Annotated in this window: 13 protein-coding genes; 10 read left to right on the top strand and 3 right to left on the bottom strand. The window is 61.1% G+C overall.

Translation table 11 applies throughout. The features are described 5' to 3' along the window. Window positions 1-240: 240 nt before the first annotated feature. Window positions 241-1,164: a GSCFA domain-containing protein gene (locus tag EN807_RS18205; RefSeq protein ID WP_135936112.1), complete on the top strand. Its 924-nt coding sequence runs from the start codon at window positions 241-243 to the stop codon at window positions 1,162-1,164. 69 nt (window positions 1,165-1,233) lie between these two features. On the opposite strand, the gene EN807_RS18200 is transcribed toward EN807_RS18205, so the two are convergent. Together EN807_RS18200 and EN807_RS18195 are read right to left on the bottom strand one after the other, a co-directional pair. Then, window positions 1,234-1,983 carry a TylF/MycF/NovP-related O-methyltransferase gene (locus EN807_RS18200; protein ID WP_135936111.1) on the bottom strand — a complete coding sequence of 250 codons (750 nt, stop codon included), beginning with the start codon at window positions 1,981-1,983 and terminating at the stop codon, window positions 1,234-1,236. A 466-nt stretch (window positions 1,984-2,449) separates the two neighbouring features. Further along, window positions 2,450-3,076: a transglutaminase-like cysteine peptidase gene (locus tag EN807_RS18195; protein WP_135936110.1), complete on the bottom strand. Its 627-nt coding sequence runs from the start codon at window positions 3,074-3,076 to the stop codon at window positions 2,450-2,452. Window positions 3,077-3,586: 510 nt separating this feature from the next. Here EN807_RS18195 and EN807_RS18190 point away from each other — a divergent pair. From EN807_RS18190 to hutC, 9 genes are all read left to right on the top strand, one after another. Continuing rightward, a complete protein-coding gene (locus EN807_RS18190; RefSeq protein ID WP_135936109.1) occupies window positions 3,587-3,826 on the top strand; it encodes a hypothetical protein in 240 nt (79 codons plus the stop codon). Window positions 3,827-4,210: 384 nt separating this feature from the next. Continuing rightward, complete coding sequence (locus EN807_RS18185) at window positions 4,211-4,984, top strand: glucose 1-dehydrogenase (RefSeq protein WP_135936108.1); 774 nt, start codon at window positions 4,211-4,213, stop codon at window positions 4,982-4,984. A 116-nt stretch (window positions 4,985-5,100) separates the two neighbouring features. Beyond that, on the top strand, window positions 5,101-6,246 hold the full coding sequence (locus EN807_RS18180) for an ABC transporter ATP-binding protein (RefSeq protein WP_246684196.1): 1,146 nt from the start codon (window positions 5,101-5,103) through the stop codon (window positions 6,244-6,246). A gap of 35 nt (window positions 6,247-6,281) precedes the next feature. After that, on the top strand, window positions 6,282-7,388 hold the full coding sequence (locus EN807_RS18175; RefSeq protein ID WP_127313734.1) for a PotD/PotF family extracellular solute-binding protein: 1,107 nt from the start codon (window positions 6,282-6,284) through the stop codon (window positions 7,386-7,388). A gap of 65 nt (window positions 7,389-7,453) precedes the next feature. Beyond that, window positions 7,454-8,398, top strand: a complete 945-nt coding sequence (locus tag EN807_RS18170) for an ABC transporter permease (protein ID WP_135936107.1) — start codon at window positions 7,454-7,456, stop codon at window positions 8,396-8,398. Further along, the gene (locus EN807_RS18165; protein ID WP_135936106.1) at window positions 8,395-9,195 is read left to right on the top strand and encodes an ABC transporter permease; all 801 of its coding nucleotides are present in this window, start codon (window positions 8,395-8,397) and stop codon (window positions 9,193-9,195) included. Before EN807_RS18170 ends, EN807_RS18165 begins: the two co-directional genes overlap by 4 nt. Window positions 9,196-9,229: 34 nt before the next feature. Then, the gene (gene hisD / locus EN807_RS18160) at window positions 9,230-10,552 is read left to right on the top strand and encodes a histidinol dehydrogenase (RefSeq protein ID WP_135936105.1); all 1,323 of its coding nucleotides are present in this window, start codon (window positions 9,230-9,232) and stop codon (window positions 10,550-10,552) included. Window positions 10,553-10,557: 5 nt separating this feature from the next. Then, on the top strand, window positions 10,558-11,559 hold the full coding sequence (locus EN807_RS18155) for a zinc-binding dehydrogenase (protein ID WP_135936104.1): 1,002 nt from the start codon (window positions 10,558-10,560) through the stop codon (window positions 11,557-11,559). Beyond that, complete coding sequence (gene hutC, locus EN807_RS18150) at window positions 11,559-12,293, top strand: histidine utilization repressor (protein WP_029355923.1); 735 nt, start codon at window positions 11,559-11,561, stop codon at window positions 12,291-12,293. Before EN807_RS18155 ends, hutC begins: the two co-directional genes overlap by 1 nt. A gap of 31 nt (window positions 12,294-12,324) precedes the next feature. Here hutC and EN807_RS18145 read toward each other — a convergent pair whose 3' ends face one another. Next, complete coding sequence (locus tag EN807_RS18145; protein ID WP_127313769.1) at window positions 12,325-12,534, bottom strand: hypothetical protein; 210 nt, start codon at window positions 12,532-12,534, stop codon at window positions 12,325-12,327. Between the last annotated feature and the right edge of the window lie 119 nt (window positions 12,535-12,653).

Genomic DNA, 12,653 nt, shown 5'->3' with positions numbered 1-12,653 from the left:
TTTTCTCGGCGCCGTCACACGTGCGCCAAACTGGTACCTGACGTCTGACTTCGTTCGAAGTTATAGTCAATCTTGAATCCTCCTGATTGCGGCTATCGGCGAAGCGGACTAAGTGTCGGGCATTGCTCTCGGCGGCCGGCTATGAAGATCATGGAGCCATCGTGACATTGCTAGAGCGAGTTTGACGAAAGTATTTTTCGGCTCTACCACCAACTCGGATACATTAAACCTATTCGCTTGATGGCATCCACCAAATCAAACACGAAGTATGACGACTTTGTCAGTTCTGGCACCGTTACAATCCGCAAAACCTCAATATTCACTTCTGACGATATATTCTTCACGATGGGGAGTTGCTTCGCGCCGGAAATTCGACGTGCATTGACAAGCAGACAGATCGCATGCGTTCCGTCTTACAGAAATATCAGCTTCGACCCGACACAGGCCATTGTAGATGAGCTGCCTCGGCAGGAGCATATGAACTTCTACAACACCTTCACCGTTCTATGGGATCAGGCCCATGACGACTGGTGGCAGGTCAAGAAACGTGCTCCTTGGGGCCCAATCTGCTTTCAGGACCCGTACCGCCGCGGCATCTTCGCCAAATCTCCGCAAGTTCTCAGAAAGGTGATCGAGAGGATAAACGGAGGGATGCGGGTTGGCTTCGATGCAGCCACGGCATTCATATTCACCTTCGGAATGACTGAGGTCTTCATCAACAAATCCAGTGGCAAAGCAGCAGCACAGAAACCGCTTTATCGTGGCGGAGGCGGAATGCAGGAAACGACGCTTCACGTCAGCGGCTTTCAGGAAAACTACGCCAACGTGATGGCTACCGTGGACATGGTCCGTCAACACAAACCCGATGCACCGATAATTCTCACAGTCTCACCGGTTGCATTAGCTCGGACATTTCAAGACATGGATGTCGTCACTGCGAGCACTGAAGGCAAGTCCGTTCTTCGGGCTGTGCTTGGTCAAGTCTGCCGGGAACGGGACAATGTCCATTACCTTCCCTCATTCGAGCTTGTCACCTATGGAGGCCTTGCTCGCAGCTATAGAGAGGACTTACGGCACGTAAAGAAATCGGTCGTCGAGGAGATCGTTGAACAGTTTTTCAATGCATACTTTTCTCCGTCGCAGGCGCCATCACGCGGGAATTGACATCCCGTGCCTTGCCGCCGTGACATCCCTCTCTTGATGTCGATGGAAAGTAGCCGCAGCCATTCAGCGCTAGCTTGGCTTTACGACAATCGCCTGCCCCGTTGGAAGCTCGATGATGCCTTCCGGGCGGTTTTCAAAGAATTGATCAAAGGCCTTTCGGGCTCCAGGACAGAGTCCAGAGCCGTAGTCGTCACATATGATCATGCCATTCGCGCACACCCGATCGTAGAAGAAGGCAAGCGCGTCACGTGTCGGCTCGTATAGATCGACGTCAATATGGACCAGGGCGAAACGCCGGTCGGATACGCTGGAAAAGGTTTCTGGTATCCATCCCACATGAAAAGTGGTGTTGCTGAAGCCGGAAATATTCTCTCTGGCTATCTTCTCGTCGGTGCTGAGATCGCCGGACTTCCATGGCGTTCGGCCGTTTGGCTTGCGATCCTCTGCGGTTGGTTCGGAGAGGCCAGCGAACGAGTCGAAAAGGTGGTAGTGCCGTGGCCGAAGATCGCTCATCAGCATGAATATCGTCGACCGGCCCTGCCTTACGCCGCATTCGGCCACATCGCCATCGATACGCTCGATCGATCGCAAGCAGCTTTGCAGGACGAAAGCCCGGGGATCTGGAATCCCGCGGATGTTTTTGACCCGCTGCAGCGCCTTTCGGAAAAATGGCTGGTCCTTCCAGATCATATGACTGGAATAAACATAGAAGCCGTATTTGTCGGCCTGCTTCTGAGAAACCTTATACCAAGCCACGCCTCTGCGTTTCTTCGAAACAACAGCGCGCGCCATATCTCTTAATTTCATCGGTACCAGCATTTTCTATGTTCATAAAACGGGCGGAATCGAAAGCTCTGCCGGCATCAGACGCGGAATGAAGTCGAGTTCCGCCTGCAGGACATGGGCTTTTCGAGCGCGCAAGAGAGCACTTTCCGGTGCCCGTAATAAGGCGACGTCGAGGTTGGAACTTGCATGGGGTGCGACTCAAGATCACGGGCCACGTGCCTGGGCCGGTCCGGAAACAGTCAATCGCCCGGGGCTGTCGGAGTTATCCCACTGCCCGGCTTGCGCTGCGCGCGCCGCGAGCGATGGCGCCCGCGGCAGATACCATCGAAAAGCTCAGGCATCGCGCTTGGCGGCGGCAGGCAGCCCCACAACATCGATCGTGGCGGAGGAAGACCCAGGTCTCAATGAAGCGGGAAGCGAAAGGCTGGCTGGCGCATTCCTGCCATTCTCGGGCATGGCGCGGGTGCGCCAGGTATTGTTCAGTCGCAAATCGAGAGGTTCAGTCGACTGCCCCGACCAGAACATCGGGGTGTTCAAGTATCGCGACCCAGCGCCCGGTATGCGTGGACGATTGCCTTTTTAGAAATCTATATCCAGTTTCCGACCAAAGCTTCACATCGTCGTTGAGGTTGTCGAGCACATAATCGCCTTTGTCGGTCTTGACCGTCAGCACCGCGTGCCCCTCGCCGTCCTTCTTTCTGACGACAGTGATCAGAAGGTTTGAGAGCGATATGCCCTCCAAATTGAGCATCTGACGCTTAAGCAGGACGTAGTCCTCGCAGTCGCCGATCGCGCTAACAGGATAGGACCAAAATTCCATCGTGCCGTGAACGGCAAAATCGCTCACGGGCTTGATCGATCTATTCACGAGTTTGGTGACGGACGCGAGCTTATCTTCCATTCCACTGGTCATAAGAATCGGCGGGATCTTGCCTGATCGTATCCTGCATTCTGCGGCCTGCCTTCGGCAGAATTCCATGTAGCCGACTGGGATGGAGGTCCGCTGCCCGGTGGCCATGGCACCAGGCACCGCATCGGCCGAAGCTTTCTCCATCGGCGTCGCGGACATCATCAAGCCAATCAGTAGGCCGGCACACAGCCATGCCCGCGGTATCACCAATCCCATTCGCCCCGCCCAAGGTAACGACCCGAAACAATCTTTAATATCGCGTTACCATCTTTTCATGGGGACATCAACGCAGCCGACACACAATTTGAAGCTACGGTCGCGAACAATCATCGATGACCTGCTGCTGGGCGCCGCGGTCAATGCTGGAGAACTTCCATACCCACTGAAGATCATGACCTTCGCGTGTCGCATGACCACATCGGCGCATTTAGGTCATCGGCGGCTCAAACGCGGACAGGGGGGCCGAGAAGAAATTGTAGCCAAATTTGTCGAAGCAAAAAAGTCCAAGAGCTACGGGGCTCTCGCGTAGATTTGGCATACATTCGGATACTTTTCGATGGCACTCGGGCAAACCTCTGCGACAGGCGTGGCGTAAGTTTCGATCGTGAGCAGGAAGCCTCGTCATAGTGACGGGACAGAAAGCCGACAGCGATTTCGCAAGCAGGAGTCAATACCGCGCGAGGCGCCGATTGGCAGGTCTGCTCATTCTAAGAAAGGAAAAATACGATGAAAAAACTTGCAACGGCTTTCGCCCTCCTCGCCTTGTCGACAGGAGCCTCTCTCGCTGCCGCTCAAAATCCGGACCGCGATCCGACCCGCGGATTTGCTCCTGATGTCGACAACAGAAAAATGACTTTAGACACCAACCATACGGCTTCCTTGCCTCTGTCGGTGGTAGCCCCGAAAGAACAACGACCACAGCCCGGCAAGGCCCTCAGGGGTCGTGCACCATGGGCGGGCCGTTAATATACTGACCTTGTCCTTCCATGCAAAAATGTCCAACCACCCGCCATGCAACAAGGGTGGTTGGACAGGGCGCAAGAAAATCCTGCAGCCATGAATGCTTGACCGCCTCTGGCGAGAGTATTGAATGCGTCAGGTCGCGAACTCAGGAAAAATCCTGGCGAGGCTTCGAGGGCCGCGTCTGCATCTGCGCCGCTGTCAGTCGGCCGTCACGTCGGCCGCTGCCATCCCTTCCAGCGCCGCCGCGAACGGTTCAATCCCGCCCTACTGGCGCTGGTCAGTGATCCGCCGCCAGCGAAGATCGCAAGATGTATAGACAACCGGTCGCAACTGGTGTTCGTTTCCAATCCGATCGCATGCAATATCGGAAGTGCAGGAATCGTGACTATGGACGCCGCTTCCTTGTTCGATCTGACGGGAAAAAAGGCGCTGGTGACGGGCGCCAGCCGCGGCATCGGCCAGGCTATGGCTGAGGCGCTCTCCGCGGCAGGTGCCGACGTCGCGGTGACCGCCCGCGACGAAGCGTCCCTTCTTGAGACGGCGGACCGAATTAGCGCTAACGGACGAAGGTCGCTTTGCCGGTCACTCGACGTGCTCGACACCGATCGCATCCGCGTGGTGGTCGACCAGGTGGCGGATACCTTTGGCGGGCTCGACATTCTGATCAACAACGCCGGCTATGAGCAAGTCCAGCCGTCGCTCGACGTGGACGAAGCAGTGTGGGACCGCATCATATCGACCAATCTGAAGGGCGCCTTCTTCTGCGCGCAGGCTGCGGCGCGGCGGATGGCTGCCGACAACAGCGGTGGCGCGATCATCAATCTTTGCTCGCTGACCTCCTATGTCGGCATTCCGACCGCGGCACCTTACGGCTCCTCGAAGTCTGGGCTTCTGGGCATGACGCGCGCGCTGGCCACGGAATGGGCATCGCTCGGCATCCGCGTCAACGCCATCGCTCCGGGGTATTTCCATACGGCGATGACAGATGCTTTTTATCAGGATCCCGACTGGCAGATGGCAATGCTGGCCAAGATACCGCAGCGGCGTTTCGGCACGATGGAGGATCTGGCCGGAGCCGTTGTGTTCCTGGCGAGCGGGGCATCCGCCTATGTCACTGGGCATTGCCTGCCAGTTGACGGCGGCTATCTCGCATCCATCTGAGCGACTGAGGGCGGTGCCACAAGAACCGTGTAGACCCATCTTGTATATGGTTGTATATACCACCTCACAACGCTGGACGTTCTTGCATGCGGCCGGCGACAAAAAGGGGAACCACAATGCAGGAGCCTTTCCGGGCCGGAGCTTCGCGGGAAGTGGAAGGCGGCAGGGAAATCGCAGTCACAGTCCGCAACGTCGGGATGGACTTCGATGGGGTTCATGCCGTCAAAAATGCGTCCTTCGATCTGCCGAAGGGCCGGTTCCTCACCATTCTGGGGCCTTCGGGGTCCGGCAAGACAACCCTCCTGCGCATGATCGCCGGATTCCAGACCCCGAGCAGCGGCGAGATCTTCATCAACGGTGAAGCGGTGAGCGCGGTGCCACCGCACAAGCGGTCGATCGGCATGGTCTTTCAGAGGCTTGCGTTGTTTCCACATATGACGGCGGCCGAGAATGTCGCCTTCCCGCTGAAGATGCGTCGGCGCGATGCACGCACCATTCCCGAACGCGTTGAGCGATACCTCGCGCTGGTCCGGCTCGGGGGCTATGGCGGCAGGCGCATTCACGAACTTTCTGGCGGGCAGCAGCAACGCGTCGCGATCGCGCGCGCGCTGGTGTTCGAGCCCGACCTGCTGCTGCTCGACGAGCCGCTGGCTGCGCTCGACCGCAAGCTGCGCGAGGAAATGCAGCTCGAATTCCGCCGCATCCAGCGCGAGCTCGGCGTCACCACGATCAATGTCACGCACGACCAGCGCGAGGCGCTGGTGGTTTCCGACGACATCGTTGTCATGGATCAGGGCGAGATCCAGCAGAAGGCGCGGCCGATCCATACCTACCGCCAGCCCCGCAACGCCTTCGTCGCCAATTTCATCGGCGTCACCAACTTCATTGCCGGTACGGTACGGTCCGTATCGGAAGGGGGCGACGTCTCCATCGTTCGCGGTGCTCTGACGCTTGCCGGAAAAATCGGCGATCCGGTCAATCCACCTGCGGAGGGCGGCAAGGCGTCGGGAGCGATCCGCGCCGAGCAGATCCGACTCGCCGGCGACGCTGCTCAGTTGTCGAAGCTCGATTGCGTGCTGGCCGGGACTGTCACCGACACGATCTTCGAAGGCGAGCGCATGGTCTACGAGGTAGCCTGCGCCGCGATTGGCGACGAGGTCATTCGCGTTTTTGACCATGATCCCGCCGCGCACACGCAGTTCGACATAGGCGAAAGCGTGTTCCTGGGGTGGAATGCCAGGGACATGCTTGTTTTTCAATAGAACCGGAAACCGGTCAAACCCAGAGGAGAATGCAGATGAAGCGCTTCAAGCCGACATTATCCCATCTTTCCCGCAGGACCTTCCTTCAGGCCACCGCCGCGCTCGGCGGCGCCTCAGCTCTCGGCCTGCGCAGGTCCTATGCGCAGGAGCCGGAAAAGCCGGCGGAGATCATCGTGCGCGCCTGGGGCGGCAGCTGGGTGGATAGCCTGAAGGCCGGCGTATCCGACAGCTTCACCAAAATGACGGGGATTGCTGTCCGTCACGACCTGACTGAAGACAACGAGATCCAGCCCAAAGTCTGGGCGGCCGTGGCGCAGAACCGGGTCCCGCCGATCCACATCAACTGGGATACCACAACCAATGCCACGAAGTCGGCACTGCGCGGCGTGACAGAAGATCTCTCCGACCTGCCGAACCTCGCCAATGTGACGGACCTTGCCAAGCCGGCCGGCCTGGAAGGCTTCCCGATCGTCAATACCTACGGCTATGTCTATGTGCTGGCCTATCGGCCTGCGGCGTTCCCGGACGGACCGCCGAAGTCCTGGAAAGACCTGCTCGACCCGAAGTTCAAGGGCCGGCTTGCCTTCTACAATGACGGCATCGGCTTCCATTTCCCGGCCCAGGTCGCCGGTGGCGGCAAGCTGGAGGACATACCCGGCAACATGCAGCCGGCTTGGGATTTCATCACCAAGATGAAGGCGCAGCAGCCGCTGCTCGGCGAAGATCCCGACTTCACCACCTGGTTCCAGAACGGCGAAATCGATGCCGCCTGCACCATCTCCACCAACGCCCGAGAGGCCCGCAAGAACGGCGTGAAAATCGAATGGGTGGTGCCGGAGGAGGGTGCGAAATTCGACACGGACGGTTTGTGGATCCCCAAGGGCCTGCCGGAAAACGAACTCTACTGGGCCAAGCAGTACATCAATCATGCGCTGACCAAGGAAGCCCAGCAGGTCTGGCTGGACGGCCTCGGCTTGCCGGGCGTGGTGCCGGGCCTCACACCGCCGAAGGATCTGGTGGGCGATCCGTCCTATCCGACCACCGAAGCGGATTTCCAGCGCCTCATCCGAATCTCGTCGAAGATCCAGGTCGAGAATGAGAGCGAGTGGTTTTCCAAGTTCAAGGCGATCATGCAGGGCTGACGCCGGTCGGCCGGTGCTGCGCTGGCGGCACCGGCTCCTTTACGAGGTCGGATACGGATTTTCTCATGCGGGCAGCCAGGACAGCCTATCCCTTGAAATGGCGTATCATGGATGCGCTGGAAGGCATTGCCGCCGCTATCTGGCCGGCGCGATTCAGGCGCGCCACGCCCTATCTGATGCTGCTTCCGGCAGTGCTGCTGGTCGGACTGCTCGTGCTCGGTCTCATCCAGATCGCGGATGCAAGCCTGCGCACGCTCGACACCACCACCTTCCAATTCTCGGACGATTATTCAATCGCCAATTTCCGGCGGGCGCTGACAGAGCCGCTGTTCCTCGTTGTCGCGCAGCGCAGCCTCATCGCCGCCCTGATCGTCACCGCGGTGACACTCGTCTTCGCCTTTCCCTACGCCTATCTGATGGTGCGCACGCGTTCGCCAAGACTGCGCAAATTCCTGCTGATTGCGCTGTTCCTGCCCTTCTTCATCGGCCAGGTTGTGCGTGCATATGGCTGGCTGATCATCCTCGGCAATCAGGGCATGGTAAACGAGGCGCTCGGACTTGTCGGGGTTGCCCCGATGCGGCTCATCTACAACTATCCCGCCGTGCTGTTCGGCCTCGTCCAGTACATGCTGCCCTTCGCCGTACTGATGCTCGCGCCGGCACTCACAGCCATTCCCGAAGAGCTGGAGGCGGCCGCTGGATCGCTCGGTGCGAACTGGGTTCGCACGTTCACCCATGTCGTGTTGCCACTCGCTCGTCCGGGCTTCATCGGCGCCGGCGTGGTGGTGCTGACGCTTTCGCTCACCGATTTCGCAGTCCCCGCGATCCTTGGCGGCGGCTCGCAGGACTTCATCGCCAACGCCATCTACGATCAGTTCTTCCGAACGTCTGACCAGGGACTCGGCGCGACGCTGGCGCTTATGCTGGTCGCGCTCGGGTCAATCCTCGTCGGCCTGGTGTTCGCGCTGTTCGGAGCCGGAACGCTTGCGATGGGGAGGTCACGGGCGTGAGCGGCTCGCGCAGCAAATCCGTTGTCTTGTGGGCCCTGGTTACGATCGCCCTGGTGACGCTTTCGGCGCCGACGATCGTCGTGCTCGGCGCTTCCTTCACCGGCGGCAACATCATCACGTTTCCGCCGGACGGGCTATCGCTGCGGTGGTACGCGCGCATCTCACAGGCCTCCGACCTGCGCAACGCTTTCCTGCGTACGCTCCATGTCGCGACGGTCTGTACGATCGTTGCCATTCCCGTGGGCACGCTGGCTGGCATAGCGCTGGCGAAATATGCGGTGCGTTTTGAGAAGACGATCCAGATCTATCTGCTGCTGCCCTTTACGATCCCGCTGATCGGATCGGGCATCGGCCTCATGCTGATTTTCGGCAGCGCCGGCATTCTCGGCCAGCTCTGGCCGGTCGGCATCGCCTGCTGCGTCATCAACCTTCCCTTCATGATCTGGGCGGTCACGGCGAGTGCCACCGGACTTGACCCGGACCTGGAATTGGCCGCGGCCAACTGCGGCGCGCCGCCGCTCCAGGTGTTCTTCTCCGTCACCCTGCCGGCGGTGATGCCGGGGGTGATCACCGGCTCGCTGCTGATGTTCATCCTTGCGCTCAACGAGTTTCTGGTCAGCCTGCTGCTCGTCGATGCCCGCATCGTGACGCTGCCGGTGCTGATCTACAACTCCATCCGCTCTATCATCACGCCGGACCTTGCCGCGATCTCCGTGGTCTTCATCGCCTGCTCGGCTGTCGCCATCTTCCTGCTCGACAGGCTGGTCGGGCTCGACATCTTCCTGAAATCGAAATGAGGAATGCCGGCCTGCCGGGCCGCAAAGGGATCCTATGCCAAACGTATCGTTCCACGACCTGAGCCAGATCGACGCCGCCAGTCGTGCGGCACTGATGCGGCGCTCAGAGACCGATCTCTCTGGCTTTTTGGAGAAGGCCGCACCGATCATCGAGGCGGTCCGAGCAGAAGGCGACGCCGCGCTCGTCCGCTTCGCCCGCGACTTTGACAAGGCAGATCTCGATGCCGCGCGGCTGAAGGTGAGCCCCGCCGAGTTCGACGCCGCCTTCGGCATGGTGGACGAGGACGTGGTCGCCGCCATTCGCTTCGGGATCGACAACATCCGGCATTTCCACGAAGAGCAGAAGCCGGAAGCCATGTGGCTCAAGGAAATGCGGCCCGGCGCATATGCCGGGGACCGCTTCACGCCGATCCGCTCGGTGGCGCTCTATGTCCCGCGCGGCAAAGGGGCGTTCCCTTCGGTGACAATGATGACCGCAGTGCCCGCCGTGGTGGCGGGTGTCCCGGAGCTTGCTATCATAACGCCGCCAGCGCCCGACGGTTCGGTGGACGCAGCGACGCTGGTTGCAGCGCGTATCGCCGGCGTCGAAACGGTCTACAAATGCGGTGGTGCGCAGGCGGTCGCCGCGGTCGCCTATGGCACAGAGACGATCAGGCCGGCACTCAAGATCGTCGGTCCAGGCAGCCCCTGGGTGGTTGCGGCCAAGCGGCTGCTTGCCGGAGTCATCGATCCCGGCCTTCCCGCCGGTCCGTCCGAAGCGATCATCCTCGCCGACGACAGCGTGCATGGCGGGCTAGCCGCGCTCGACCTCCTCATCGAGGCAGAGCACGGACCGGACTCATCGGCCTACCTGGTGACACACAGCCGCCGCGTGGCCGAGGAGGCATTGGCCGCCCTGCCCGAGCACTGGGCGCGCATGACCGAACAGCGGGTGGCGTTTTCCACCGCGGTGCTGACCGGCGCCTGTGGCGGCATCGTCCTGACGGCGTCGATCGAGGAGAGCTACCGCTTCGTCAACGACTATGCACCGGAGCATCTGGAGATACTCTCCAACGATCCCTTCGCACATCTTGGCCACATCACCGAAGCCGCCGAGATCCTGATGGGGCCGCACACGCCAGTCTCGATCGGCAATTTCGGGTTAGGCCCCAACGCCGTCCTGCCGACCAGCCGCTGGGCGCGTACCTGCGGCCCGCTCTCGGTCACCGATTTCGTCAAGCGTTCTTCCATCGGCTACGTGACGGCGGCTGCCTATCCGGAATTCGCGCGCCACGCCCGCACGCTTGCCCGCTACGAAGGCTTCTCCTCGCATGAACACGCCGTCTCCGACGTGCGCGACCGATATCTGGTGCGGTAGCGGCGATGAAGGCTGCCAGACTCCACGCGGCGGGCGATTTGCGGGTTGAGGATGTGCCATCGCCCGGCGAACCAGGGCCTGGCTGGGTGCGGCTCAAAGTGACGGCTGCCGGCATCTGCGGCTCGGACCTCCACAACTTCCGCACCGGTCAGTGGATCAGCCGCGCGCCGAGCGTCGCCGGGCATGAGTTCGCCGGCGAGGTGATAGCCGTGGGCGCCGGCGTGTCCCAGTTGGCCTGCGGAGACCGGGTCGTCGCCGATTCGCGTTTCTGGTGCGGCGAATGTCCTGCTTGCCGGGCCGGCCTGCATAATGTCTGTGCCAGACTGGGCTTTGTAGGCGAGGTTTGCGACGGTGGCTTCGCGGAAGAGACGGACCTGCCGGCGCGGCTGCTCCTGCGCCACGACCCCGCGCTCGATCCCGCAATCGCCGCCATGGCGGAGCCGCTGGCGGTCGCCCTGCACGCCGTCCGGCGACTGTCGGCGCCGGCCGGGGTGCCGGTACTTATCGCCGGTTGCGGCCCGATCGGCGGGCTGGCTGCGCTGCTCCTGTCGCGGCACGGCGAGAGGCCGGTCCTGGTCGCCGACCGCAATGCGGCGCGTGCGGATCTTGTGGCCGAGGTGAGCGGCGCGACCGTCGTCGACCTGGACGCCCTGCCCTGTGATCCCAATCTGCGCCATGCCGTCGACGCGACGGGAAACGTGGCGGTGATGGCGCAACTGCTCGATCTCCTGGCCGGGGGTGGCACGCTGGCGTTGGTCGGCATATCGCATGGCCGCCTCGATCTCGACCCCAACCTCCTGGTCGAACGCGAGATCGCGCTTGTCGGCTGCCACGCCTTCGCCGACGAGCTTGCGCAGGCCGTCGCGATGCTTGGCGATCTCGCCCCCGCGCTGTCGCGCTTCGTGTCCGAAGAGATCGCGATCGGCGAGATTCCCGCCGCCTACCAGCGCCTGATCGCAGGCACGAGCGGCGGGTTGAAGACCATCATCCGAATGGAGAGAGGATGATGATCAGGCTTCCCGAAACCGCCGGGCCTCTCTACGAAAAGGTCAAGGACTACGTGCTCGGCAACATCGGCAGCGGCAAATGGCCGAAGGACCGCAGGCTGCCTTCCGAAAACGAGCTGGTCAGCACGCTTGGCGTCTCGCGGATGACTGTGCACCGGGCGCTGAGGGAACTGACCTCGGAAGGCCACCTCCTGCGCATCCAGGGCGTAGGCACCTTCGTGGCGCCGCCGAAACCGCAATCGGCCCTCATCGAAATCAGGAACATTGCCGGCGAGATCGCCGCGCGCGGCGCACGCCACAGGGCCGAGGTCGTCGTCCTCGAGAAGATCCGCAACCCGGCGCTGGACCTCATTGTCGCCTTCGAGTTCACGCGCCGCAGACCGGTCGCCCATTCGATCATCGTGCATTTCGAAGACGAGGTGCCTGTCCAGCTCGAGGAGCGCTTTGTCAATCCGGCTCTCGCACCGGACTACCATCGGCAAAATTTCGTTGCGACCACCACTTACGATTATCTGCAGCGGGCGACGCCGCTGACGGAAGTGGAGCACGTGATCTCGGCCGTCGCCGCAGAAGAGATGGCGGCCCGCCATCTGATGATTCGGCCCGGCGACCCCTGCCTGCTCCTGCATCGGCGGACCTGGTCGGGCGCGGCGGTCGCGACCGTCAACAATCTCACCTATGTCGGCAGCCGCTATTCGCTTGGCAGCCGCTACGCGCCCTCACCCGCCGCATAGCAGCAACGGCCCGCCAAGCGGGCGGGCAGCGTCATCGGCCCAACGGCTGCCTTGATAGGGAAATCAGTTCTGCCTCGTCGATCACGCCGGCCATGTAGTTTGCAATAATGCGAGACGCGAGCGCCTCACGCTGACCAGTCGATTGACCTTCAAGCTTGAGCTGTTCGAACGCTCGAGCCAGCAGAGCCAACTCGGACGGATCAAAAATACCAGCTTCCTCAGCTTTTCGACGGATCGCCATGGCTTCCTCAAAGACGATGACTTGTCTTTGCAACGTTTGCCGCGACATTGTGTTCCTGGAGTTGCTCAAGACAAGCCTGGGCGCGCGCCCTCGCTGGCCATCAGCTGACAGCGGCTAAC

The sequence above is a fragment of the Mesorhizobium sp. M5C.F.Ca.ET.164.01.1.1 genome (assembly GCF_004792125.1).
GTDB lineage: Bacteria > Pseudomonadota > Alphaproteobacteria > Rhizobiales > Rhizobiaceae > Mesorhizobium > Mesorhizobium wenxiniae.
This window is presented reverse-complemented; position numbering and strand designations above follow the sequence as displayed.

What these genes read in the sequence shown, in the direction of transcription:
- EN807_RS18145 (WP_127313769.1), bottom strand. Translation starts at nt 12,534, where the DNA reads ATGGCGATCCGTCGAAAAGCTGAGGAAGCTGGTATTTTTGATCCGTCC.
- EN807_RS18155 (WP_135936104.1), top strand. Translation starts at nt 10,558, where the DNA reads ATGAAGGCTGCCAGACTCCACGCGGCGGGCGATTTGCGGGTTGAGGAT.
- hisD (WP_135936105.1), top strand. Translation starts at nt 9,230, where the DNA reads ATGCCAAACGTATCGTTCCACGACCTGAGCCAGATCGACGCCGCCAGT.
- EN807_RS18190 (WP_135936109.1), top strand. Translation starts at nt 3,587, where the DNA reads ATGAAAAAACTTGCAACGGCTTTCGCCCTCCTCGCCTTGTCGACAGGA.
- EN807_RS18205 (WP_135936112.1), top strand. Translation starts at nt 241, where the DNA reads ATGGCATCCACCAAATCAAACACGAAGTATGACGACTTTGTCAGTTCT.
- EN807_RS18185 (WP_135936108.1), top strand. Translation starts at nt 4,211, where the DNA reads ATGGACGCCGCTTCCTTGTTCGATCTGACGGGAAAAAAGGCGCTGGTG.
- EN807_RS18195 (WP_135936110.1), bottom strand. Translation starts at nt 3,076, where the DNA reads ATGGGATTGGTGATACCGCGGGCATGGCTGTGTGCCGGCCTACTGATT.
- EN807_RS18175 (WP_127313734.1), top strand. Translation starts at nt 6,282, where the DNA reads ATGAAGCGCTTCAAGCCGACATTATCCCATCTTTCCCGCAGGACCTTC.
- hutC (WP_029355923.1), top strand. Translation starts at nt 11,559, where the DNA reads ATGATCAGGCTTCCCGAAACCGCCGGGCCTCTCTACGAAAAGGTCAAG.
- EN807_RS18180 (WP_246684196.1), top strand. Translation starts at nt 5,101, where the DNA reads ATGCAGGAGCCTTTCCGGGCCGGAGCTTCGCGGGAAGTGGAAGGCGGC.
- EN807_RS18200 (WP_135936111.1), bottom strand. Translation starts at nt 1,983, where the DNA reads ATGCTGGTACCGATGAAATTAAGAGATATGGCGCGCGCTGTTGTTTCG.
- EN807_RS18170 (WP_135936107.1), top strand. Translation starts at nt 7,454, where the DNA reads ATGCGGGCAGCCAGGACAGCCTATCCCTTGAAATGGCGTATCATGGAT.